23 protein-coding genes, 1 tRNA gene and 1 pseudogene are annotated in these 25,205 nt (G+C 35.6%); 13 read left to right on the plus strand and 12 right to left on the minus strand.

The window, feature by feature from the left end; genetic code table 11:
• Positions 1–87 precede the first annotated feature (87 nt).
• The gene (locus ACFIJL_RS05115; protein WP_375623151.1) at positions 88–1,707 is read left to right on the plus strand and encodes an acyl-CoA dehydrogenase family protein; all 1,620 of its coding nucleotides are present in this window, start codon (positions 88–90) and stop codon (positions 1,705–1,707) included.
• Here the strand turns inward: ACFIJL_RS05115 and ruvX are convergent.
• A complete protein-coding gene (gene ruvX, locus ACFIJL_RS05120; protein ID WP_330167622.1) occupies positions 1,692–2,171 on the minus strand; it encodes a Holliday junction resolvase RuvX in 480 nt (159 codons plus the stop codon). The two genes, ACFIJL_RS05115 and ruvX, sit on opposite strands and share 16 nt — an antisense overlap.
• Before the next feature lie 147 nt (positions 2,172–2,318).
• Here ruvX and gatC point away from each other — a divergent pair, with 147 nt between their 5' ends.
• Positions 2,319–2,606, plus strand: coding sequence for an Asp-tRNA(Asn)/Glu-tRNA(Gln) amidotransferase subunit GatC (gatC, locus tag ACFIJL_RS05125; protein ID WP_375623154.1), 288 nt, complete (start codon positions 2,319–2,321; stop codon positions 2,604–2,606).
• 31 nt (positions 2,607–2,637) lie between these two features.
• Positions 2,638–4,122, plus strand: coding sequence for an Asp-tRNA(Asn)/Glu-tRNA(Gln) amidotransferase subunit GatA (gene gatA / locus ACFIJL_RS05130; protein ID WP_375623156.1), 1,485 nt, complete (start codon positions 2,638–2,640; stop codon positions 4,120–4,122).
• 92 nt (positions 4,123–4,214) lie between these two features.
• Here gatA and ACFIJL_RS05135 read toward each other — a convergent pair whose 3' ends face one another.
• The 5 genes from ACFIJL_RS05135 to ACFIJL_RS05155 form a co-directional block, all read right to left on the minus strand.
• On the minus strand, positions 4,215–4,925 hold the full coding sequence (locus tag ACFIJL_RS05135; RefSeq protein WP_375623160.1) for an ABC transporter ATP-binding protein: 711 nt from the start codon (positions 4,923–4,925) through the stop codon (positions 4,215–4,217).
• A complete protein-coding gene (locus ACFIJL_RS05140) occupies positions 4,912–5,694 on the minus strand; it encodes an ABC transporter ATP-binding protein (RefSeq protein ID WP_375623162.1) in 783 nt (260 codons plus the stop codon). The genes ACFIJL_RS05135 and ACFIJL_RS05140 overlap by 14 nt, the downstream gene beginning before the upstream one ends.
• Positions 5,691–6,749, minus strand: a complete 1,059-nt coding sequence (locus ACFIJL_RS05145; protein ID WP_375613416.1) for a branched-chain amino acid ABC transporter permease — start codon at positions 6,747–6,749, stop codon at positions 5,691–5,693. Before ACFIJL_RS05145 ends, ACFIJL_RS05140 begins: the two co-directional genes overlap by 4 nt.
• Complete coding sequence (locus tag ACFIJL_RS05150; RefSeq protein WP_375623165.1) at positions 6,749–7,825, minus strand: branched-chain amino acid ABC transporter permease; 1,077 nt, start codon at positions 7,823–7,825, stop codon at positions 6,749–6,751. The genes ACFIJL_RS05145 and ACFIJL_RS05150 overlap by 1 nt, the downstream gene beginning before the upstream one ends.
• 114 nt (positions 7,826–7,939) lie before the next feature.
• Positions 7,940–9,073, minus strand: a complete 1,134-nt coding sequence (locus tag ACFIJL_RS05155) for an ABC transporter substrate-binding protein (protein WP_375623167.1) — start codon at positions 9,071–9,073, stop codon at positions 7,940–7,942.
• Positions 9,074–9,396: 323 nt separating this feature from the next.
• Between ACFIJL_RS05155 and ACFIJL_RS05160 the strand changes: the two genes are divergently transcribed.
• From ACFIJL_RS05160 to ACFIJL_RS05175, 4 genes are all read left to right on the plus strand, one after another.
• A complete protein-coding gene (locus ACFIJL_RS05160; RefSeq protein ID WP_375623169.1) occupies positions 9,397–9,972 on the plus strand; it encodes a cold-shock protein in 576 nt (191 codons plus the stop codon).
• Between the two features lie 251 nt (positions 9,973–10,223).
• A complete protein-coding gene (locus tag ACFIJL_RS05165; RefSeq protein WP_375623171.1) occupies positions 10,224–10,736 on the plus strand; it encodes a DUF192 domain-containing protein in 513 nt (170 codons plus the stop codon).
• The gene (locus ACFIJL_RS05170) at positions 10,733–11,506 is read left to right on the plus strand and encodes an alpha/beta fold hydrolase (RefSeq protein ID WP_375623173.1); all 774 of its coding nucleotides are present in this window, start codon (positions 10,733–10,735) and stop codon (positions 11,504–11,506) included. The genes ACFIJL_RS05165 and ACFIJL_RS05170 overlap by 4 nt, the downstream gene beginning before the upstream one ends.
• 616 nt (positions 11,507–12,122) lie before the next feature.
• Entirely contained in the window at positions 12,123–12,335 is a 213-nt protein-coding gene (locus tag ACFIJL_RS05175; protein ID WP_375623175.1) for a DUF3126 family protein, read from the plus strand.
• A 44-nt stretch (positions 12,336–12,379) separates the two neighbouring features.
• Here ACFIJL_RS05175 and radC read toward each other — a convergent pair whose 3' ends face one another.
• From radC to sfsA, 3 genes are read right to left on the minus strand one after another with little or no spacing between them, the layout of a single operon-like run.
• Complete coding sequence (gene radC, locus ACFIJL_RS05180) at positions 12,380–13,174, minus strand: DNA repair protein RadC (protein WP_375623177.1); 795 nt, start codon at positions 13,172–13,174, stop codon at positions 12,380–12,382.
• A 17-nt stretch (positions 13,175–13,191) separates the two neighbouring features.
• Complete coding sequence (gene map, locus ACFIJL_RS05185; protein WP_375623179.1) at positions 13,192–14,022, minus strand: type I methionyl aminopeptidase; 831 nt, start codon at positions 14,020–14,022, stop codon at positions 13,192–13,194.
• Positions 14,015–14,731 carry a DNA/RNA nuclease SfsA gene (gene sfsA / locus ACFIJL_RS05190; RefSeq protein ID WP_375623181.1) on the minus strand — a complete coding sequence of 239 codons (717 nt, stop codon included), beginning with the start codon at positions 14,729–14,731 and terminating at the stop codon, positions 14,015–14,017. The genes map and sfsA overlap by 8 nt, the downstream gene beginning before the upstream one ends.
• 303 nt (positions 14,732–15,034) lie before the next feature.
• Between sfsA and ACFIJL_RS05195 the strand changes: the two are divergent.
• The 4 genes and pseudogenes from ACFIJL_RS05195 to ttcA all read left to right on the plus strand — a co-directional run bounded on the left by ACFIJL_RS05195 (position 15,035) and on the right by ttcA (position 18,624).
• Positions 15,035–15,872 (plus strand): annotated as a pseudogene (locus ACFIJL_RS05195) (RNA methyltransferase).
• Positions 15,865–16,692: a glutamate racemase gene (murI, locus tag ACFIJL_RS05200; RefSeq protein ID WP_375623183.1), complete on the plus strand. Its 828-nt coding sequence runs from the start codon at positions 15,865–15,867 to the stop codon at positions 16,690–16,692. The pseudogene ACFIJL_RS05195 and the gene murI overlap by 8 nt, the downstream one beginning before the upstream one ends.
• Before the next feature lie 172 nt (positions 16,693–16,864).
• Positions 16,865–17,482 carry a 30S ribosomal protein S4 gene (gene rpsD / locus ACFIJL_RS05205; protein WP_273722651.1) on the plus strand — a complete coding sequence of 206 codons (618 nt, stop codon included), beginning with the start codon at positions 16,865–16,867 and terminating at the stop codon, positions 17,480–17,482.
• 266 nt (positions 17,483–17,748) lie between these two features.
• Positions 17,749–18,624, plus strand: coding sequence for a tRNA 2-thiocytidine(32) synthetase TtcA (gene ttcA, locus ACFIJL_RS05210; RefSeq protein ID WP_375623186.1), 876 nt, complete (start codon positions 17,749–17,751; stop codon positions 18,622–18,624).
• Positions 18,625–18,660: 36 nt separating this feature from the next.
• On the opposite strand, the gene ACFIJL_RS05215 is transcribed toward ttcA, so the two are convergent.
• The 3 genes from ACFIJL_RS05215 to lexA all read right to left on the minus strand — a co-directional run bounded on the left by ACFIJL_RS05215 (position 18,661) and on the right by lexA (position 22,053).
• Complete coding sequence (locus ACFIJL_RS05215) at positions 18,661–18,825, minus strand: hypothetical protein (protein WP_375623188.1); 165 nt, start codon at positions 18,823–18,825, stop codon at positions 18,661–18,663.
• Positions 18,826–19,574: 749 nt separating this feature from the next.
• Positions 19,575–20,888, minus strand: a complete 1,314-nt coding sequence (gene rimO, locus ACFIJL_RS05220) for a 30S ribosomal protein S12 methylthiotransferase RimO (RefSeq protein WP_375623190.1) — start codon at positions 20,886–20,888, stop codon at positions 19,575–19,577.
• A gap of 460 nt (positions 20,889–21,348) precedes the next feature.
• Entirely contained in the window at positions 21,349–22,053 is a 705-nt protein-coding gene (gene lexA, locus ACFIJL_RS05225) for a transcriptional repressor LexA (RefSeq protein WP_375623192.1), read from the minus strand.
• Positions 22,054–23,261: 1,208 nt separating this feature from the next.
• Between lexA and ACFIJL_RS05230 the strand changes: the two genes are divergently transcribed.
• Together ACFIJL_RS05230 and ACFIJL_RS05235 are read left to right on the plus strand one after the other, a co-directional pair.
• A tRNA-Lys gene (locus tag ACFIJL_RS05230) sits at positions 23,262–23,337 on the plus strand.
• A 550-nt stretch (positions 23,338–23,887) separates the two neighbouring features.
• The gene (locus ACFIJL_RS05235; RefSeq protein ID WP_375623194.1) at positions 23,888–24,787 is read left to right on the plus strand and encodes a septal ring lytic transglycosylase RlpA family protein; all 900 of its coding nucleotides are present in this window, start codon (positions 23,888–23,890) and stop codon (positions 24,785–24,787) included.
• The last annotated feature ends 418 nt before the right edge of the window (positions 24,788–25,205 follow it).

Raw genomic sequence — 25,205 nt, forward strand, 5'->3', positions numbered from 1 at the left:
GCATTTGTTTGAATATGATAAATGTTTCTTAACTCTAAAAAGACAAATAGTCTATGATATGAATGATTTGAATGTAGGAATATACCTATGAGTGCTGTATCTGCGCAAAATACTCGTCGAAAAAATACATTTCTTAGCGATACGCTTATGTTTCGTATTGCTTCTACTTTGCCTAAGTTTTTGTTAGCAAGTTTTGAAGAAATAGGGGATTTTGCCGCGAGTCGAGAAGCATGGAAACTTTCTTGCTTAGCGAATCATTATAAGCCTTTACTATGCTATAATGATGAATGGGGGCAACCAACAGAAAGATTAGAGATCCATTCTTCCTATCAAGCTCTTCAACAATATTCTAGACAAGCAGGTTTGGTTACCTCGCTTTGGGAAAATACGAGCTCAGAAAATGGAGTACGCTATCAAGCGCGTGCGATTCGTTTAGCTTTATCTGCTGGTTTAGAAACAGGACATTTGAATGAAGTTATCATAACGAGTGCAGCTATTGCTGTTTTAATTAGTGATATTGAGCTCTTCAAAAAATGGCAAAATGTACTTTTATCACGCCAATATGATTCTTCATCAAAGCCTATTCATCATAAAAAGGCTGCTTCTCTAACTTGTGCATTTGACGATATTGAAAAATACGCTTTCAATTTTCCAAGTGTTAAGAAAATTTCTTTCGATGAAAGTATGGAACGTGATCTATATCGTTTAAATGTTGTAAAAACCAACGTTATTAATCCTACCGCTGACGGATATCTTGTTAGTGCAGATTTAGATGGTCATTTAAGTTGTTTTTTTATTCCACGCATACAAGAAAATGGCGCATTAAATGGATCTATATCGATTCGTCATTTAATTCAGCGTTCTGGAGAACTGTTAACGCCAGAAGGGGTTGTTGATTTTCAAGGCAGTTATGGCTGGCTTTTGGGAAATGCTGGAGAAGGGCTTAAAGTTATTAAAGATATCGAGACAATGATGCGTTTTGATCAATCTGTCATATCGGCAGGTGTTTTGCGAGCGGCTCTTCAATTTGGTATGGATTTTTTCCGGAAAAAAATGCCCAATCAGCCTTTACCACCACTGACAGAACGTATTTTTGCAGATATTGCATTAGATATAGCTGCCTCACAAGCATTGGTTTTGCGTTTAGCAAGAGCATTTGACAATGCAGCAAATGACCGTTCTGAAGCAGCTTTTGCCCGCATTATGACACCTATTATTGCTTATCATGTAAGTCAATTGGTTGTGCCTATTATTGGTGAAATTATTGCACAACTTGGTATTGAAAGTTTTATAGAGAATAATCCATTATCACAAATGTTGCATAATGGGCCTGCGCGGATTGTGAGAAATAGTTTTGCTAATCAGTTGGTAAAGGATGCCATTCTTATTGCTGAAAAAGCTCCGGGATTGTTTCAGAAATTGTTGGAAAAAATTGCTCTTGATATTGGACCAGCAGGACCCCGAGCAATTGAAATTATTAAGTCAGCAGGTGATATGGCATCAGCAAATGAGGGAGCAGGAAGGTTTTTTGTTGAACAGGTAGCCTATGCAGCAGCTGCAGCAGCATTACGTTCTACAGACATAGAACATGTTGCAAATGCCTATATGGAAAGCCGCCTTGGAGGGCAATGGAGATCTTCCTACGGGATGCTTATTGCACGATATAATGCAGGGCATTTGCTCAATGTCCTCTATCCTTCCATGTGATGAAAGTTTTGAATTCTATTGAGAGCACCTTGCAATATAAAAGCGGCGGCTGCCGAATCAATACGGCTTGCTCTTTTAGCACGCGATACATTCATTTCTAAAAGAGACCGTTCCGCCGCAATTGTTGATAAACGTTCGTCCCAAAAAACAAATGGAATTTTTGTATAAGCTTTCATATTGCTCACAAAAGCTCTGGTTGCTTGAACACGAGAGCCACTGCTTCCATTCATGTTAAGAGGTAAGCCAATGATAATAACGCCTACATTTTCACGGTCAAAAATTTTAATAAGTGTGTAAGCATCTTCTGTAAATTTTTTTCGCTGTAGTACAGGACGCGGATTCGAGACAGTCAATCCCATATCAGAAATTGCAATTCCGATCGTTTTTGTCCCTAAATCTAAGCCTGCTATTGTTTGTCCAGGCAAAAGATGTGTCATAACTTCGTTTATATTAATAACAGTCATAAGGATATAATACGTTTTTTAATGTTTCAGATTTAATGGTTATATTCTTTATTCATGTTATCTAATATTCTTGCACTTGCAAGATCAGCCTTGTATAGCCAGAATAAAGATCAATAAAAAACAAAGAAGCAGAAAGGCGTAAAGAGTATGTCTGTTGATCAAGAGACCGTCAAGCGGATCACACATTTAGCGCGGATTGCCCTCCACGATGATGAGATAGAATCTGTGACAAAAAAATTTAATGCTATTTTAGGTTTTGTAGAGCAATTGAATGAAGTTGACGTCAGTGGAGTTGAGCCATTAACATCTGTGATGCCGATGACTCTACGAATGCGTGAAGATAGTGTGACAGATGGCGATAAAGCAGCAGATATTGTAGCCAATGCCCCTGTTACAGAAGAAAATTTTTTTCTTGTCTCAAAAATTGTTGAGTAACTTTTTATATTTTTGAAATTTGAGAACCAATATGACTGATTTAACAACTCTCACAATTGCGCAAGCTCGTGATGCTCTAACAAAGAAAAATCTCAAAGCAACAGAATTAACGGAAGCTTATTTACAAGCAATAGAGTTGGCGAATCCAACTTTGAATGCTTATGTAACAATAACAGCAGAACAGGCAAGAAAAATGGCTGCTGAATCAGATGGACGTTTGGCGAAAGGGCAGGGGAGGCTTTTAGAAGGAATTCCTTTGGGGATTAAAGATCTTTTTGCAACCTATGGTGTTCATACGCAAGCCTGTTCACATATCCTTGATGGTTTTAAACCGCACTATGAATCAACTGTCACGGCTAATTTATGGCAAGATGGTGCAGTGATGTTAGGAAAACTTAATATGGATGAATTTGCTATGGGCTCATCCAACGAAACATCATATTATGGCCCTGTTATTAGCCCATGGAGAAAAAAAGGCTCGGAGGAAAAACTCGTACCCGGTGGTTCTTCGGGAGGATCTGCTGCCGCTGTTGCTGCACAAATTTGTGCTGGTGCAACTGCAACCGATACAGGTGGCTCAATACGTCAACCAGCAGCTTTTACTGGCACTGTAGGAATAAAGCCAACTTATGGACGTTGTTCACGGTGGGGCATTGTTGCATTTGCTTCATCCCTTGATCAAGCTGGACCTATTGCCAGAGATGTTCGTGATTGTGCTATCTTACTGAGATCAATGGCCTCTTTTGATGAAAAAGATTCTACTTCCGTGAATTTACCAGTTCCTGATTATGAAAGTTATCTTGGTCAATCAATCAAAGGAATGAAAATCGGTATTCCAAAAGAATATCATATGGATGGAATGTCTCTAGAAATTATTGAGCTTTGGCAAAAAGGAATAAATTGGTTAAGAGAAGCAGGCGCTGAGATTAAGGATATTTCTTTGCCCCATACAAAATATGCTCTACCTTCTTATTACATTATAGCTCCTGCAGAAGCCTCTTCTAATTTAGCGCGTTATGATGGTGTGCGTTTTGGTTTACGCGTGCCTGGAAAAGACATCATTGAGATGTATGAAAATACGCGTTCTGTTGGTTTTGGTAATGAAGTTAAGCGGCGTATTTTGGTTGGGACTTATGTCCTTTCATCTGGTTATTATGATGCCTGTTATTTAAGAGCTCAAAAAGTAAGAACACTCGTAAAACGTGATTTTGATCAATGTTTTGCTTCAGGCATTGATGCGATTTTGACACCAGCAACACCAACACCTGCTTTTGGTATTGGTGATGAAAAAATAAAAAATGATGCTGTAGCAATGTATCTTAATGATATTTTTACGGTACCAGTTAATATGGCTGGGTTACCAGGAATTTCTGTTCCTGCTGGTCTATCATCAAATGGTTTACCGCTAGGATTGCAATTGATTGGTAAACCTTTTTCTGAAGAAGTGATTTTTCAGATAGCGCACATTATTGAACAAGAAGCAGGAATATTCAGCGCAGAAAAATGGTGGATGTAATAGTCAAAATTCACAAAAAAGAAGTTCTCATTAAGTAGAGAGATGCTTTAAAAAAGAGGATGGGAGAACTCTATTTTCTGAATTTGTAACCTTTATCCACCAAGATAGGCTTCTTTAACACGCGGATCAGAAAGCATAGTTTTGCCTTCACCGTGAAATAAAATATGCCCTACCTCTAAAATATAAGCATAGTCAGCGATGGAAAGTGCAGCAAATGCATTTTGTTCAATAAGAAGAACAGTTTTTCCCATATCATTAATTTTTCGAATAATTGAAAAAATTTCCCGAACAAGAAGTGGTGCTAACCCCAACGAGGGTTCATCTAATATGACCATATCAGGATTGCTCATAAGTGCACGGCCCACAGCAACCATCTGCTGTTCACCACCTGACATTGTTCCTCCCAACTGTTTTGCTCTTTCACGGAGGCGTGGAAAAAGATCAAATATCCATTCAATATCGCGGGAAATTCCCTGCTTATCGTGACGAATATAAGCGCCTAGATGAAGATTCTCTAAAACAGTAAGATGGGGCATGATACGTCGTCCTTCAGGACTTAGAGCAATCCCTAATCGCAAAATCTCTTCTGGTGATTTTTTAATAATAGATTTTCCATTATAGGTAATTTCTCCATAAACAGAGCGATTAAGTCCTGTAATAGAACGTACAATACTGCTTTTTCCCGCACCATTGGCTCCAATTAAAGTAACAATACTGCCCCGCTTTATGGACATAGAAAGATTTTGGACAGCTTTAATGGCGCCATAATGAACGTAAAGATTTTTTATTTTAAGAATATCCATAAACATCTCCGCCAAGATAAGCTTCAATAACTTTAGGGTTATTACGAATTTCATCTGGTGTACCATTGGCAATACAACAGCCATATTCCATAACCAAAATACGTTGGCAAAGCCCCATAACCACTTTCATATCGTGCTCAATAAGAAGAATTGTAAGATCAAAGTCTTTTTGCACTTTTGCTATGAATTTTCTAAGATCTTCACTTTCTTGTGGATTCATGCCAGCAACAGGTTCATCAAGAAGAAGCAATTTGGGCTTTGTAGCTAATGCACGTGCAATTTCTAGACGCCGTTGCACACCATAAGGCAAAGCTGTTGCCGATTGATTGGCAAGGTGATCAAGTTGTAGCTGTTCAAGGAGCTCCAAGGAATTTTTATAAACTTCCTTCTTTTCTTTCATTGCTTTTGAAAAAAATAGAGCTGAAGAAAACCAAGGATATTTTTGTCGAACATGCGCTCCTACCATAACATTCTGCAAAACCGTTAACCCTGAGAAAAGACGAATATTTTGAAATGTTCTGGCAATATGGCGTCTACAGATGATATAAGGAGACGCTCCAGAGATTTTTTGCTCATCAAAAAGAATGCTGCCGCTTGTAGGAGCATAAAAACCAGAAATCATATTGAAAACTGTTGTTTTTCCAGCACCATTAGGACCAATTAATCCAGTAATACTCCCTCGTTTAATTGCCATATTAACATTATTTACAGCAACTAATCCGCCAAAACGCATTACAACATTATTGAGTGAAAGGATGGTGTCGTTCATAGCTTTCCCTCAGTATTAGAAAGCTTTTTGCGTGTCAAAAAGCTATAAATTCCATTCCATGAGAATTCTCGTTGTCCCATCAATCCTTTTCTCCAAAACAAGATAATTACCAGCAATAAAAGAGAAAAAACAACCATACGAAGTCCTGGGGTTTCTGGAATATGTATAAAACCTAAGTCAAAAGGACTTTCAATAATACGAAGCCATTCAAGCATGACTGTAATAATAATACTGCCAATAATGCTCCCTGTAATTGAACCCAGACCACCAGCAACAACAATCATCAAAATATTAAAAGTCAAAAGAAAATTAAACATTTTTGGATCAATGGTTGAAATAAGAGCCGCCATTAATGCGCCACCTATACCTGCAAAAAACGCTCCAACAGTAAAAGAAAAACTACGGTAGAAAAAAGCGTTAATTCCCATAGTTTTCGCAGCTATTTCATCATCACGAATAGCCCGTAATACGTTACCAGTATTGCTTTGCAGTAAGAGAACAATAAAGAGAACTGTAAATGCTAGCCAACCATAGTTCCACCATAATGTTGCATTTTGAGGTATTCCTTTGATTCCCAAAGAGCCATTTGTGAGCGATGTGGCGTTCGTAATGACAATGCGAATAATTTCCGCAAAACCTAATGTTGCAATTCCAAGATAATCGCCACCAAGACGCAATATTGGTAAGGCAATCAATAAACCTACAACAGCAGCACACAAACCACTTACAACAACAGCGATAAAAAAAGGTAACTGTAAATGATATAATGGTTCAGCAATAGGCTCAAGAATCCACATCATTTCTTTTTGTTCAGGGGAAAGAAGTAAAATTGCGCAAACATAAGCACCAATAGCCATAAATCCAGCATGTCCAAGAGAAAACATACCTGTGAAACCGTAAATCAAATTAAGCGAAATTGCCAATATCGCATTAATAGCAATCAGATTGATGATACGAAGCGTATAGTCATTAAAATGGCTATCAGCATAAAATAAAAAACCTATGAGAACTAAAACACTTATACACGATAAAACAGTTGTCGCTGACTTTGCCATTAAATTTTCTCCTGATTTCTTTTACCCATTAATCCTGTGGGCAATATTAATAGAATCAGAATTAATAAAATGAAAGCGAAGGCATCTCGATATCCAGATAGCGCGGGGAAAAATGCGATAATCATAATTTCAATAAACCCTAATAATAATCCTCCCAACATTGCACCTGGTATCGAACCAATACCTCCGATAACAGCAGCGATAAATGCTTTGAGACCAGGAAGAACACCCATATAAGGCTGAATTTGAGGATAACGTAAAGACCACATAATGCCCGCTATGGCGGCAAGAGCTGAGCCTATTCCAAATGTAAACGCAATAACTTTATTGACAGACACACCCATCAAACGTGTTGTTTCAATATCATGGGAGATTGCGCGCATAGCAAGACCCGGTTTTGTTTTATGGATAATCCATAATAGTAATAAAATAAGAATTAATGACACAAAAGGAACGATCAGAGACATGGGAGCAATTCTGATGATAGCATCTGCTCCTGATCCTAGATGCCATAAAAATGGTGTTACAAGAAAATCTGGCTGTTGTACACCTTTCGGAACACCACTAAAGAGTACAGTAGCAAGATTTTCAATAAAAAAAGAAACACCGATTGCACCGATAAGTGCCGAAATACGCGGAGCATGGCGTAGAGGTTTATAGGCAAATTGATCAACTGCCACACCCACAGCACTTGTAATAAAAATGGAAAAACAAAGAGCTAAAAGCCAAATTGGGGTAAAATCTTGTGGGGAAATTTTAAAATAATAAACAAATCCTAACGTAAGAATTAAAAAAGCAGCAATCCAATAAATTGGAGGACGCCTTTTAAACCCTATAAAGACCGAATAATAAATAAGAGCCGCGAGGAACAAAAGAAGAATTGCTGCCCAAGCAGGCATAAAGCTAATTGTGGAAAAGAAAACAAAATATGCTCCCAGCATAAAGATATCACCGTGAGCAAAATTAATGAGTCTCAATATACCATAGACCATAGTGTAACCAATAGCGATAAGCCCATAAAGAGATCCCAATGCCAGTGCATTAAAAAAATACTGGATGAACATTTCAGTGCTCATCTCTCATCCTTCCACATTTGTTAATTTACATAAGATAACAAGAAACCTTTAAGTTTTTGGTTGAGAAAAGATCCTCAACCAATTCTTGTATTTTCATTAGTAAAACTTCTTAAATTAAAAAGCAGGTTTAACTTCTTCTAAATAAACACGTTTTCCATCCTGTATTTTAATGATACCAATAGGAATTTTAGGATTATGATTTTCATCCATGGACATATCACCAAAGGGGGTTGGAAAATCTTTTAATTTGCTAAGCGCGATAGTAATTTTTTCACGATCAGCGCTACCTGCATTTTCAATAGCCTTCATGAACATCATATAACTCGTGTATCCCAAAACAGAATTGATATTTGGCTCTTTGTCAGGGTATGCTTTTTTCCATTCTTTTGTGAATTCTTGCGCAGCTACTGACATATTTGGCATATCCTCACTATAGGGAAGTGTTGTATGTAAGAAACCTTCTGCTGCTTTTCCTGCAATCGTAATGGTTTCTGGATTATCCATAGCATCTCCACCCATAATTTGAAACTTCGCTCCTAATTCTCGTGCTTGTTTCATGATGATAGCACCTTCAGAAAAGTAAGATGGAATGAATAAAATATCAGGTTTTTGTGCAATAATTTGCGTAAGAACAGCTGAAAAGTCTTGATCTCCGGAATTATAATTTAGATTTGAGATAACTTCACCACCTAATTTTTTGAAAGCACGCGTAAAATAACTTGCAAGACCAATGGCATAATCGCTTGAAATATCTTTAAGGATAGCGGCTTTTTTTGCGTGTAAAGTTTGGCTTACATAAGTTGCGATTCCGACTCCTTGATAGGAATCAATAAAGCAAGCGCGAAAGTAATATTTTTTACCCTGTGTAACAAGAGGACTTGTTGAGGACGTTGCAATAGTTGGAGTCTTTGCTTTTTCAGATATTTCACCACCTGCTAACGAGAGCGAAGAACCATAGCTACCAATGATTCCACTCACTTTTTCACTTGCTGTTAAACGCATAACAGCATTAGCCGCTTCTACTTTATCAGACTTATTATCAATAATAACAAGTTCCACTTTACGGCCTAAAATTTCTGGAACTTTTTTATGGGCTAATTCTATACCTCTAATTTCAAGCTGACCTCCAAATGCATTTTGACCACTTAATGGAAGATAAACACCAATCTTAATAGGTTCACTCGCATAAACATTTGCTGTAAATGCCATAAATGCTGCGATTATCGTAAGGACTTTTTTCAATTGCATTGCGCATTTTCCTTAATTGAATTGTCGTTTTTTCACCTTATATTGAACTTCTTCATCATGCAAGTTACACATTAATGAAAATATCATTATGTAAAAAAACTTTTATATGACCTCTTTTGTAGGGCACACCTTGTAAGGTATGTAAAGTGTACAATCAAATAGTTTTATAAATATTCATGTTAATATTCTCTGACATTAACATAGAAGATACGACAATATGGGGAAATCTTATCTTGGGGCTTGCGTGTTGATACAAGAGCAATGTTTACTTAAACCTAGAGAATCAATATCGTACAATTTATAAGCTACAGGATCACGTTATTATGACGAGTAAGGATGCATTAAAGGATTGTTCCCCATCTGAGGAGAGTATAGGTGCTTGTGGGGAGATTATCGAAATCAGTGGTGTCATTAAGTGGTTTGATGGTAGTAAGGGGTATGGATTTATTGTACCTGATTTACCTCATTTCCCTGATATATTATTGCATGTTACAGTAATGCGAAGGGATGGTTTTCAAACAGCTTTGGAGGGAGCTAAAGTCATTTGTGCTGTGGAAAAAACTGAACGAGGGTTAAAGTGCGTTCAGGTGAAATCTATAGATTGTTCTTCAGCAATTCATCCATCAGAAATTCCAGCCCGTACCCATGTTGTTGTTACTCCAGAAAGTGGACTAGAACGAGCAATTGTTAAATGGTTTAATCGTGACAAAGGATACGGTTTTCTTAGCCGTGGGCAAGGGACAGAAGATATTTTCATTCATATGGAAACATTGCGCCGTTTTGGTCTAGCAGAGCTTCGTTCGGGTCAAGTTGTTCTTGTACGTTTTGGTAAAGGAGAAAAAGGTTTAATGACAGCAGAGATTTATCCGGATATAGGTATTCCTTTAGCTACGCATTAAATTTCGCGAGTGAAATCAGTATGTTTTCTATATTTTTAAAGGTTGTTATTTCATAAATTGCTATAGAAGTAGATTTTTAAAGAAAATATGGCTCTCGTGAATCCATAAACCAAATGAAGAAAATGGCGCATATTACGTTGAAAGAAACTAGAAAATAACAAGGAAGCAATCCTCTTGTTTTTTGACTTTTAAACTCTGGTACTTTTTATTTTAGAAACAAAATTTAAAATTTTTCTGTGGTGGAGACAAGAATGTTAAAGCCTTTTAAAAAGGGGCATATTGTTTTATTGGTGATGCTTTTTATGTTAAATATGCGTGTTGTTGTAGCAAAGGAGCCCATAGAGATTCCTGTGCATCCAATTCCTTTAGAAATACATACAAAGCAAGGTACAGTTTCTTATAAGGTAGAGATTGCTTTTACGCCATCTCAAGCAGAAGCTGGTTTAATGTATCGAACTGATTTTCCACGCGATCGTGCAATGCTCTTTAAGCAGCTAAAAAGTTCTCAATCGGGAGATGAGCAGAAAATTTTTATGTGGATGGCAAATACGCCTTTACCTTTAGATATGATTTTCTTAAACTCTGAGGGAATTATTGTATCAATTATTGAAAATACTTCTCCATTTTCAACAAACACCATTTCATCTGGAGTTCCTGCAGCTTTTGCACTTGAGATTAATGCTGGTGAAGTTTCTGAAAAACAGATACAAAAAGGGCAACGTGTTATTCATCCTGTACTTTGTGGAGAGTGCAATAAAAAATGACAGCTGAAGATATTCATTTTTTTGAATATGATGGTTTGCGATTTGCTTATCGAGAAGAAGGGCAAGGTGCACCTATTTTGTTGATCCATGGTTTTGGATCTTCTGCACGGGTGAATTGGTATGCAACGGGTTGGTTTCGTATTCTCACTGAAGCAGGATATCGTGTTATTGCTCTTGATAATCGCGGTCACGGAGATTCAGTTAAAAGTTATGATCCTGTCTTTTATACACCTCAAGCTATGGCTGGAGATGCAGTAAAGTTACTACAGCATTTAGAGTTATCTAAAGCCCATGTTATGGGATATTCTATGGGGGCTCGTATTAGTGCTTTTATGGCTCTTTTGCATCCAACGTATGTGAACAGCGTTATTTTTGGTGGTTTAGGTATTGGCATGGTAACAGGAGCGGGAAATTGGGAGCCTGTTGCTGAGGCTCTTTTAGCAGAAGATATTTCTACCATTACCAATACGCGTGGTTTAATGTTCCGTAAATTTGCAGATCAAACGAAAAGCGATAGACGTGCTTTGGCTGCGTGTATTATCACATCAAAACAGGAGCTAACGGCATCTGAAGTTTACAAAATCAAACAACCAGCACTTGTTGCCGTTGGTTCATTAGATGAAATTGGCGGCGCTGCAGAGCCATTGGCAGCCTTGCTGCCTTGTGGTGAAGCTTTATCAATTCCTGGTCGAGATCATATGCTTGCGGTAGGCGATAAAGTTTATAAAAAAGGTGTTATCGATTTTCTTTCTCGTTATCCTATAAAATAAGAATTCTTCATAGCTTTTAGAATTTACAGAAATACCCAATATTTTTATCTCGTATAAATTAAAAAAACTTATTTAAAAATATTTCTTTTATGACATAAGTTTTTATAAAGAATGAAAAGAAAAATAAACTCTTATTAGCTTATTTTGTATATTTTTCAGAGATGTAATTATTCTAAGATTAGATAATTATACTTTAAAGTTTATTAAAAAGAATTATTTTTGAATGATGTAATAAATATTTTTTGCTAAAAAATGTAGTTTTAAATAAAAAAATATTCTTATTTGTATTTTTTATAAAAGGAACAAAATTATAAATTATTGATCAATTTATTCTTACGAATATGCATTCTAAATACAGATTCTAAAATTGGAGATAAAGTAAAATTATTAAAAATATACAGTTTTTTTGCCATTTTTTAATCTATACGGGTATATTTAATAATGATAGACTCTTTTTGTAAACGTTCTTTATGAATGTATAAAGAACGTTGTAAATATATGTAACATTAAGTAAATATTCAGATTATGCTTTTTTACTGACTTTACAGAATCATAAGAGTGTCTTATTTGCGCGACACGCAATTATTTTAATCGTTTCAAAAAACAGGAGAGCATAGTGAATGCTGATGAAATAAAAAAACTTGATAATTATTTTAAAAATATATTCCAAAACTCAGCATTGCAAGTCAGAGCACGGCCTAAAAAGAGTGATTCTTGTGAGGTTTATATGGGAGATGAGTTTTTAGGCATTATCTATCGAGATGAAGATGAAAATGAGCTATCCTATAATTTCTCAATGGCTATATTAGATATTGATTTAGAAAATTGATTCGTTATTTATCATTGAATAAAGTCTTTTTTATCCCATAAGATTTATATAAGTTTTAACGCTTTAAAGCTTGTATGGTTATTTCGTGCAATAATAAGATGGTCATGGATAATAATGCCTAATGCATTTGCTGCGTCTTTTAATCTATATGTCATTGTTATATCTGCATCAGAGGGGGTGGAATCGCCAGAAGGGTGATTGTGGACTAAGATAAGTCCTGATGCGGATAACTCTAAAGCTCGAGAAATAACTTCACGAGGATAAACAGGGGTATGATCAATGGTTCCAGTTTGTTGCACCTCATCAGCAAGCAAGCCGTTTTTCTTATCAAGAAATAAAATACGAAATTGTTCACGGGTTTCGTGAGCCATAACGGCTTTACAATAAGCTAACACTTTATCCCATGATGAAAAAATATCGCGTTTAAACAATTGCGCACGAGCAAGACGCCCAGCAACATCTGAAATAATTTTTAAATCGATTGCAGTTGCGGGACCACATCCTTGAACTTCTTGAAGTCGGTGAATATCAGCTCCTAACACATCAGCTAATGAACCAAAACGCGCTATCAAATTTTTAGCTATGGGTTTTGTGTTTGCGCGGGGGATTGTGCGAAAAAGTAATAATTCAAGATATTCATAATCTTCAATTGCATTTCCTTTTGACTTTAAATAACGTTTCCGAAGACGCTCACGATGTCCTTGATAATGTTTATGGAGCTGTGCATTTTTCTTAGGCTCTTCATTTTTTCTTTCTGATATTGGGGTGAGTGGAGAACTCGATGTTAATGCAAAGTGATTACTTTGAGTATCTTCCTTTTGATTTAATTTTTTAGTCATAAAGTCTCTACAGTGCGTTAGGTATGCGAATTTGGAATATAAAAAATATTTTTAGGAGATTGTGTAAATATTTCATACCCTTCATTTGTAACACCGATCGTATGTTCATATTGTGCGGTCAGAGAGCGATCACGGGTAACGGCAGTCCAACCATCAGATAAAATCTTAACTTGTGGTTTACCAAGGTTAATCATAGGCTCAATTGTAAACATCATACCTTGTTTTAATTCGACTCCTTCTCCAGGGTTTCCATAATGGAGGATATTGGGAGCATCATGAAAAAGCTGGCCGATACCATGTCCGCAAAAGTCTCTCACAATTGAACAGCGTTCAGATTCTGCATACTGTTGAATGGCTGCACCAATATCGCCCGTCGTTGCTCCAGGCTTAACGACAGCGATACCTTTCATAAGACTTTCATAGGTTATTTTTAGTAAGCGTTCTGCGGCACGTCTAATTTTTCCAACAGGATACATTCGACTTGAATCTCCATGCCAACCATCAAGGATAAAGGTTACATCAACATTTACAATATCACCTTCTTGCAAAGGTCTTTTATTGGGAATGCCATGGCAGACAACGTGATTGATAGATGTACAGCATGAATGGCTGTATCCATGATAATTGAGATCAGCAGGAAGTGCTCCTCGCTTAGCACCAAAAATAAATACAAAATCATCTATTTCTTGCGTAGTAACGCCCGGCTTAATAATATCTGTAAGCGCATCAAGGCATTCTGCAGCAATACGACCAACTTCACGCATTTTAGCAAAAGCATAATCATCGAAAATGCGGATTTTTCCATTAAATTTTAAAGGGATTTTATTATATTCGATATACTCAGTCATTGTTTCTTCTATTTTCTATTTGTACTCTCTGAATCGGAAAAATGCCTTCTACACTTACATGACACTTTACAGCATAACATTCTACCCCTGATTTTAATGCTAAATCAAACTTACGTCCATAGAGTGGATCAAGATCATGACAGATTGTAAAAGCGGCGCAATCTTCTCTTTGAATAATATAAAGCATCGCAGCTCGTTTTCCTTGTTGTACGACTCCTATGAGTTCTTCAAGATGACGTGCACCACGTTTTGTCACGGTATCAGGAAATTCTGCTAATCCTTTTTGACGAATAAAATGAACATTTTTAACTTCTAGGTAACAATCAGGAAGAATGTTATCACGTAAAAGAAAGTCAATTCGTGATTGTATCCCATAGCGTTGTTCTTTTAAGATTGTTTTATACCCACTTAATTCTGGTAGTAATCCATTTTGAATTGCTTCTAGTGCAAGTTTATTGGGTACAGCGGTATTAATGCCAACCAAAGTATTATCGGCTTCAACAATTTCTAATTGATAGGCATATTTTCGTTTGATGTTGTTATGATAAGAAAGCCAAATATTAGAGTTGGAAGCTGTTAATCCAAGCATTGATCCTGTATTAGGTACAGACACGGTGAGGACATGCTGATCATCTTGTTGAACATCCGCAAGGAAACGTTTATAACGACGGATAAGCTTTGCAGGAAAAAGTTTGGGAATAAAGTGCATATCCCTTTTTTAGGATTTATGATTTCATAATTCAACTGAGATTATGATTTATAGTGGCTGTTCCTATTAAAAAAGATAAAATTGATGTAAAAAACACTACGATATCTTATATAAATTGTTATAAATTCCATCGTTCACTTTAATGGCTTTTAAAATTTATTATTAGGTTTAGAAGCGATTATTTTTGAATAAAAAGATAACATTGTCTATAATTTATTATTAAACAAGCATTAGGGTATTGTGAAAAAGGTTTCGTAAAAATAGTGGAGAGGGAGATAGTTTAAGTGAAACTAGGTAAAATTGATGGCTGGAACGAATAGGAATCGTGAAAATTTAACAAATGGTCCCATTATTATTTTAGTTGAACCGCAGCTTCCTGAAAACATTGGTATGGTCGCAAGGGCAATGGCGAATTTTGGGCTTTCTAAGCTTCGATTAGTTAATCCTCGAGAAATGTTTCCAAATGAAAAAGCTAGAGCTGCTGCAAGTAAAGCTGATCATGTCATTAACAACGCTGTGATTTTTAACACATTGCGTGATTCAATTGCAGATTTACACTATGTTTTTGCCACAACAGCACGTGAAAGATGTGGTTTCAAAACTGTAAAAAGTGCTGTCGAAGCAGCAAGCGTATTACGTCAGCGTGAAAGTATCGGACATAAAACAGGTATTGTCTTTGGAAGAGAGAGATGGGGACTAGAAAATGATGAAATCAGCCTTGTTGATGAAATTATTACTTTTCCAGTTAATCCTGCTTTTGCGTCACTTAATATTGCGCAAGCGGTTCTTTTAATGTCTTACGAATGGATGAAAACAGGTCTAGAAAATGTCAGCGATACGGCATTTCGTGCCGCAGAGATGGAACCTGCAAATAAAACAATATTTCATGGTTTTTTATCTCAGTTAGAAGAGGCTTTGAATATCCGTGGGTATTTTAGACCCCCAGAACGCAAAGAAGTAATGCTTGCAAATTTGCGCTCTGTTTTTACGCGCGCTAACTTTAGTGAACCTGAGGTTCGTTTATTGCGAGGCATTATATCTTCTTTAGATCATTTTTCGCCACAATATCCACGGGGGAGTAGAGCACCTGAAGAACGTGATCGTAAAAAAATTAAAAACAAGTGTGAAAACTAATGGATGAACGGCCTGTTCTTTTTTTTGATAGTGGTATTGGTGGTTTAACTGTTTTAAGGGAAGTGCGTGTCCTTATCCCTGAAAAGCAATTTATTTACGTGGCTGATGATGCGGGATTCCCTTATGGCAATTGGGAAGAAAATGTTTTGAAAGACCATATTTTGAAGATTTTTACAAATCTTTTGACACGCTACAATCCAGCTTTATGTGTGATTGCTTGCAACACTGTTTCTACACTGATGATAGCAGATTTACGACAGAATTTTCCTCATGTCCCTTTTGTAGGAACGGTTCCTGCAATTAAATCAGCTGCAGAACAAACAAAATCTGGTTTTATTTCCGTATTAGCGACTCCAGGAACAGTTAAACGTGCTTATACAAATGAATTAATTAACTCTTTTGCTGGACAGTGTCATGTTCAGCTTGTGGGAAGTAAAAAGCTGGCTGGATTTGCTGAAGATTATTTACGGGGAAAATCTATCGATGCGGAAGAGATAAAGAAAGAAATCTTGCCATGTTTTGTAGAAAAAAATGGCAAATATACTGATATTATTGTTTTAGCCTGCACACATTATCCTTTTTTGATTAACTTCTTTCGTGAACAAGCTTTATGGTCCGTTAAATGGATTAATCCAGCAAAAGCTATCGCTAAACATACCAGATCATTATTACCATTGTCGGAAAAAATACATCAGCAATCTGTAAAGAAATATCAAGATTTTGTGTTGCTAACATCAAAAAATGTCACTTCTTCAACGGAGCGCTTGTTAAAAGGATTTGGCTTAAAAATCATGAAAAGAGTTGACTTTGGGATACAAGATCAATAAAGCTATTTCAGCTTTTTCTTTCAAGAAAATAGCATTAATTGACGTGTCCCGTGGATAACTTTGCATATTGATATGTTAAGGTATTCTGTCAGTCTTTATAGTATTTAAAGGCAGAGGAGGGCGCGTTTCCTTGGGGTCTTAAGATCTCGTGTTTTATTTTAAAGGAAATGCGATGAGTAAACGCGAAACAACAAAGTATAAAATTGACCGTCGTATGGGAGAAAATATTTGGGGTCGTCCAAAATCTCCCGTCAATCGTCGTGATTATGGTCCAGGTCAACATGGACAGCGTCGTAAAGGAAAACTTTCTGACTATGGGGTGCAGTTGCGCGCTAAACAAAAGCTGAAAGGGTTTTATGGAGATATTTCAGAAAAACAATTTCATAAAACTTATGAAGAAGCTGCTCGTCGACGGGGTGATACTGGTGAAAATCTTATTGGTCTGTTAGAGTCACGTTTGGATGCTGTTGTCTATCGTGCAAAATTTGTACCTACGATTTTCGCTTCTCGCCAATTTATCAATCACGGTCATGTTAACGTAAATGGGCGGCGCACAAATATTCAATCTTATCGTTGTAAGCCCGGTGATGTTATTGAGGTTCGGGAAAAATCAAAACAACTTGTTTTAGTTTTAGAATCTGTACAATTGGCAGAACGTGATGTCCCTGATTATATTGAAGCAGATCATAAACAGATGAAAGCAACCTTTACACGTATTCCTGCTTTTGCAGATGTTCCTTATGCTGTGCAAATGGAACCTAATTTGGTTGTTGAATTTTATTCTCGATAATTTTTTTATGAGAAAATTTATTTCTCTCTTCATATGGTTATAACTTAAAATATTGTGTTTTTTATAATCTTTGGAGTTAACAAGTATTTTTTGTGAATGGTTCTATATTAAGTTTATTGCTATGTTTTATAGCGATAAACTTATATAGTTCCATTTCTTTTTTATGTATCTAATTTTTATAAATTCAAAAAACATAACTGTAAGTTTACTTTATATTTGTTTCTGTCTTTGCAAAACGAGCTATTACTTGTGCAGGATATGGTATTATGAATGATGTTTCAGTTGAATATCAGACAATAGAGGAAAACAAAGAGAGAGATGATCTTTTGGAAAGAGAAGGAGATGATTGTCATCCAATATTTCGGGTTGCTCCTTCAAGCGTAGAATTTAATAAATTGCGCAAACGGCTTTTGCGTCATATGCGGCAGGCTTTGGATGATTTTTCTATGCTCTCTACGGGAAAAAAATGGCTTGTTGCTTTATCGGGCGGAAAAGACTCTTATGGTTTATTAGCGCTTCTTTTAGATTTAAAGTGGCGTGGTCTTTTATCCGTTGAAATTCTTGCCTGTAATCTTGATCAAGGGCAACCAGGATTTCCTAAGCATATTCTGCCAGACTTTTTAAGTTCTTATAAAGTTCCATATCGTATTGAATATCAGGATACTTATTCCATTGTTACAGATAAATTGGCAGAGTCGCAGACATATTGTTCACTTTGTTCTCGATTACGACGTGGTAATCTCTATCGTATTGCCCGTGAAGAGGGATGTTCTGCATTAGTTTTAGGTCATCATCGTGATGATGTTTTGGAAACGTTTTTCATGAATTTGTTTCATGGTGGACGATTAGCCGCTATGCCTGGTAAACTTAAAAATGATGAAGGTGATCTTTTTGTATTACGTCCTCTTGTCTATGCTGCTGAAGAAGATATGGAAAAATTTTCTCAAGCAATGAAATTCCCAATTATTCCTTGTAATCTTTGCGGTAGTCAAGATGGCTTACAACGTAATGCAATGAAAGAAATGCTGAAAAACATTGAAAGACAAATGCCAGGACGTAAAGATACGATGATTCGCGCTTTAACAAATGTACGCCCAAGTCATTTGCTTGATAAGAAATTCTTTGACTTTAAAGCGTGTTAATAAAAATTAGATACTCTAAAAATAAGTTCAAAGATTTTAATAAGACGCTTCCTTAAAGAGACATCTCTCAAAGAGCACCCAAGCCCACTTCATGATGGCATCTGTGAAGGCGATACCATGAAATCCATAAAGCCCTCCATCTTTACGTTTATTAAGGAGTAAGCCAGCATCATCAACACACTTTGCCAGCTCGTGGGTCACTACACCCTTGGCACTTAAGACGATTCATAAAAACCATTTTTAGTTCTTTCTTTAATAATTTTTATCCACACATTCATCCCGCTTGTAACGTACAAACGAATGATTTTGATTGATTCAATGTAAACAGGTCTGAAATGAGAGAATCTTACGATATTCGGGACTCTCATTCAACATGCAAAAAAGCAAATTATTCTTATAAATCAATATATTGATTTATAAGAATAATCGGGAATTGCATTGCTTGAGAAAAATTTTCCATATCTTCCTCAGCAGCATAGACAATACGATAATTTATTGTTTTGCAATTTAGCTATAAAATATTTTAGTTCAAATTCTCTTATATTACATCTATAAACATTCCCTTGCATATAACAAGTGGAATTCTTGTGTGTAGAAAACACAATTGAAAAAAGCCTTCTTTCACGAACCAATGACTATCGAAATATTAAAAACGGAAAAATAGTGTGACTATCCGGTTTATTCTTTAATTAAAGATGAAGAGAGCCGTATGAATGTTATCTTATCCTGTTGTACCATAAAACACTATCATTTAGAGTAGTATACTAAGAGAATATATAAATTTTATTACACTTTTAGAATGTATAGCGAATATTCAGGGTAAGGACTTCCGGTAAATTCTCATGAAGTGAGTCACATAAGTGATCGGGCTTTATTGTGAGAAGTCACTTTTTTATAAACCGACTCTGATAGGAGTCTTCGTCATTTAGAACCTAGAAGGGGTTAAGTTTTTAAACGGCGATACCATAAAGGTCATAAGCATCCGATTGTTCGATTTTAACGGTGACAAATTCACCCACACGCAGTGGACGTCGTGATGATATATGGACAACACCATCTATTTCTGGAGCATCGTATTGACTACGCCCTTTAGCAATTTTTCCTTGACTTTCATCGATAAGCACTTGGAGTCTTTTTCCAATTTTTTTCTTTAAAAGATGCGTAGAAATTTGTTGTTGTTTTGCCATAAAACGATGCCAGCGGTTTTCTTTTACGTCTTCAGGAATATTTTCTAATCCCAAATTATTTGCAACGGCTCCTTTTACTTCTTCATATTTAAAGCACCCAGCTCGTTCAATTTTTGCTTCTTCTAGCCATTCTAGGAGTATATTAAAATCTTCATTCGTTTCACCAGGAAAACCAACAATAAACGTTGATCGCAAAGTAAGATCTGGACATATTTTCCGCCATTTTTCAATTCTTCTGTTTGTTTTTTCCATAAGTGCGGGACGCTTCATATGACGCAAAACAGTTGGTGATGCATGCTGAAAAGGTATATCCAGATAAGGGAGAATTTTTTTTGCAGCCATAAGCTCGATAACTTCATCAACATGGGGATAAGGATAAACGTAATGCATACGTACCCAAATTCCCATATCGCCCAGTTCGCGACAAAGGTCAAAAAATTTCGTTTTGATTGTGCGATCTTTCCAAGAATTCTCGAGATATTTAAGATCAATGCCATAAGCACTCGTATCTTGTGAAATAACCAAAAGTTCTTTTACACCTGCTTGTACAAGTTTTTCAGCTTCGCGAAGAACATCGCTGATGGGGCGTGAAGTGAGATCACCACGCAGTGTAGGGATGATACAAAAACTACACCGGTTAGAGCATCCTTCAGAAATCTTTAAGTAGGCGTAATGGCGAGGTGTTAAACGAATACCTTGGGGAGGAACTAAATCAAGAAAAGGATCATGAACGGGAGGAATTGCCGTATGAACAGCTTCTATAACAGTTTCATAAGCTTGTGGTCCTGTAATGGCCAATACATTAGGGTATGCTTGGCGAATAACATCAGGATCAGCACCAAGACACCCTGTTACAATAACTTTTCCATTTTTTTTGAGAGCTTCATCAATATTAGCGAGTGATTCTTTTCTAGCAGAGTCAAGAAAACCACAGGTATTCACAATAACGACATCAGCCCCTTGATGTTGACGTGAAATTTCATACCCTTCAGAGCGAAGGCTTGTAATAATTCGCTCAGAATCAACAAGTGCTTTTGGGCATCCGAGGGAGACAAAACTAATACGAGGTGCGACCATGATGATCCTACAATTACTATCAATGATTGAGTTACGCTTTTACTAACTTAAAAATAATGTTCTTTATTTTTATACCTATGCAATACAATCTGTTACAAAGTTATTTGATTTTTTTCTACAAAATTTTATGTGTTTTTATGCATGCATACAATTTTTTCCTATTATATCGTAAAACTCTGTCATTGAGGAGGAGGATATAAGGCTGCTTCCTTCAAAACATTCAAGTTCTTTTACAAAGTACGTGGTGAATATTTTAAAGCTTACTTGTCAAGCTTGGTGTAAGTGAAGGACATGGAGGGAAGGGAAAGTAGAAACCCGCTTGATAAGGATCTGGATTGTTTATAAACCGAATTGGGGACTTCTTTGGCTGTGGAGAAGAAGTCAATTGCATGTGGCACAATAAAAAAATACTCAACAGCTTCTTATTGCGATATCTATCGCGTACTATAAGGTTTATTTTTTAATATTTGCGAATAAGTCCGGTAAGTTTGCCTTGTATTTCTACACGGTCGGATTCGTATGTCCGTACTTCATAATGAGGATTTGCGGCTTCTAATGCAATAGAAGCTCCTTTGCGTCGATAACGTTTTAATGTGGCTTCTTTTTTATCAATAAACGCAACAATGATTTCACCTGTTATTGCTGTATTTTGACGTTTCACAATGATCGTATCTTTATCAAGGATACCAGCCTCCATCATAGAATCATCTTTCACTTCTAATGCGTAGTGCTCACCTGTATTAACCATATCGAGTGGGAGAGAAAGGCTGTTTATTTGTTGCAGTATAGCAGAGGCGGGTACGCTCGCAGAAATACGTCCCATAATAGGAATGGTGATATTTTTTTTTTCTTCTTCATCAAAGTGACTCAAACTTTTTGATATTTCTCTTTTATTTTTTTCTATCATACTGGGAGAAATTTTACGTGCTAAAGAAAGACTAAATGTTATTTTCTCGGGAAGCCGAATCACCTCCATTGCACGAGCCCGATTGGGCAAACGACGTATAAAACCTCGTTGTTCTAAGGCTATAATAAGCTTATGAATACCAGACTTTGAAGAAAGTTCTAATGCATTTTTCATTTCTTCAAAAGAAGGAGGAACACCAGTTTCTTTTATATGGTTATGAATAAACAAGAGTAATTCATATTGTTTACATGTTAGCATTCAACATTCCAATCAAAATAATAAAAAATGTGTAAAGTAAAAAAAATATATATAACACTTTTACAATTTTTATCGCCAAATCAAAATTATTTTCTTTGTTTTTGATCTTATCGTTTAATAAATCAATATGTTTATTTATAGATATATTTAAATTATTATTTATATACTGTATATCTACATTAATATTAAATAATGTATAAATATACTTTATCGTTCTGACTGAATTATCCAACACTAAATTTTGTGATTAGTATTATCCTTTTCTTCTAAAAATATATCTACGTATTTTGTAATTTTTGATATAAAAAAGTTAACTAGAAGGCATTCTATATATTCAAAACACTTAAAATCATTTTGCATACTGCATATTATTTCTGCTTTTTTATTCTTAGTAAAATTATCTACAGCTCTAATAGTGAGCACAATTTATAGTCATTCGGGATATTTTCAATGAGACTAAATTTTTGCTTCATATCTACTTTATTTTATAGGATAAATTGGCTTTCGTTATATATTCATTATGCATGAATAAAAATCATACTCTCAAAGTGCCATTGTTGCTTATTGTTCCATTTTCAAGTCTAACGTGCTAACCGCTATATACTATTTTCATGAATCCTAATGTTGCGATAATTTTTGGTTATTGAAAAGAGACATAAAAGGCATTTTTATTTTTTTATAGTTTTATTCTCTCACTTTTATCGGTCAAGAAAATGCTTTTTATTGTTTCAATATAAAAAAGATTTGAAATAAGAGAAGCTTACAGTATTTGAGACGTCTCACTCAAGTGAGAAAATGATAAATTATTATAAATCAATATATATCTTATAAAGCTGTATTCATATTTGAAATATTGAACACTAAAATATAAAGATATAAAATAATATTATAGTAAAAAGTATTTTTCCTTCTCTATCCATTATGCTCAACACCCCATGTGAAGGGAAGAGGGGTATTTCTCATAATTTTAACGCTTCGAATCTATGCAATATTTTGCAGTGAAATTTTTCCTTTATTGAAACTTCAAAAAGAAGATTAAAGAGTACTTATACAATGATGAAGTAAAGGGGCGAAAACGAAAAATTATTGATAACTGAAGAAAATAATAATATTTTTCTTCAAAAGGTGTTGACCAAATGAAAAGTCAACCGTATGTTCCCTTCACTTTCTGCAAATTAGATAGTGTGCAAACTAGATAGCTTGTATGAGAGCGCGTAGCTCAGCTGGTAGAGCAACTGACTTTTAATCAGTAGGTCCAGGGTTCGAATCCCTGCGCGCTCACCAACTTTAAATTAGTATCAATAGGCTATCAAAAATTTAAAAATCTTTCTTGTTTTGATTCTTTTTAAAGTTTTTTATTGATTCTATAGCCTGTCATTTTCTATCAGCTGTTTTGGAATAAAGCGATGCTATGCTGTCTCCTGTCCAACAGAAAAGAGCATTAAGCTTACGATAGGGGTGTATCTGCGTTAGCAGCACATGTGGTTTCTAATTTTCTTAATCAGAGGGTGTTTTTTAATATCCACTGCATTACATGATTCGAAAAACAGTTGCTAAAATCACCACTTATTCACACTTATATTATGAAAGAATTTTTCTATAAGATATTGATTTATTTAATTTTAAATCTTTTTAACATCAACTATAGTACATTTATTTCTTATGAAAATCATAAAAAGGTTAACAATGTGTTAATTTCTTGATAAAAGGGGCAATTCAAGAGTGGTATATGCGCGAGGGGAATCATTTAAAAGCGTAAACTCTTCCGTTGCGTACAAAAAAACGTGACGTGGTTTTTACAGTAGTGCTTAACAGAAATAAGTGGACTGAATAGATGCCTTCAAATAGAAAAAAGAAATTTACTTTTATGATTAAACCAACACTTCAATTATTTTCTATGATAGTCATTTCTCAGACATTGGTGTCTTGTTGCGCAAGCCAAACTATGCAGTTTTCAATAAAAGATTCTTATCATAATAAACCAATTAACGTAAACACTTCTGTATTACCTCAACAAGTATCTAATAAGAAGAATCAATCGGAAGAAAAAAAGCGTGGGCGAGCGATTGTTGGTAAACCTTATCAAATAAAAGGAAAGTGGTATTATCCTCAAAATGATCCGACTTATAAACGTGTTGGCGAAGCCTCATGGTATGGTTCAGACTTTCATGGGCGTTTAACTGCCAATGGTGAAATTTATGACATGAATCTTTTGACTGCCGCTCATCCTACAATGCCTTTACCTAGCTATGCTCGTGTTACTAATTTGAAAAATGGGTCTTCAATCATTGTTAGAGTGAATGATCGTGGACCTTTTATGAAAGACAGAATCATTGATTTATCAAGGCAAGCTGCAACAATACTTGGTTATGTCGATAGGGGGGTCGCAGATGTTAAAGTAGAATATATTGCTGAAGCACCTGTTGGCTATTATGATGGTGCATATTTAATGGCCTCTTATACTCCTGGAAATGCTGCCCCATATTCATTAGCATCGGAAAATGTTGCGAAAAAAAGAGAAACTGTTTTATTAAAAGAGCAGCGCAATACAGGAAACAAAAAAGAATTAGCTAAAACAGCTACTGTTGAACAGGAACAACGCAATAAAACTGTTGCAGTGAAATTGCCAGAAGTTGGTCCTATCATGGTTGATAAGCCGGTACCATTCGATCAAGTTGCTTCTATAAATAAACTAAACAAGAAGACAAAAGCAAATTGGCTACAACTGTTTTAAGAAAAAATGCATTGGTTTTTAATCAATATAATTTTCAAATAAAAAATGATAAAAAGTTGCGGATTTATTGTAAAGCTTTCATCTTAAAGCGAACAGCTATACAATTTAATTTGGGAAGAATAAAAAGCTTAAAAAGTTAAAGAATATTTCCTTTTGATTCGGTTTTACAGCTTTCTAAAACACCTACAGCAATATTTTATGATAGAGATTATGCACAGTCTCATACTTTTGTTTATCACGTTCTTTAAATGGGGTTAAAGTGCCCCATGTAAAGTAGAGCGCTTCAAAAAAAATACACTTGCATTGCCCATTCAAGCACTTATTTTAAGGAGATATATCCTCAATACTCTTAAGTTTATTTTACAACAATGCCCATGAATGGTGTCATTATAAAACCTTTAGGTATCACTATCTTTAC

The organism is Bartonella sp. TT119HLJHH, from assembly GCF_042193385.1.
Taxonomy (GTDB): Bacteria; Pseudomonadota; Alphaproteobacteria; order Rhizobiales; family Rhizobiaceae; genus Bartonella.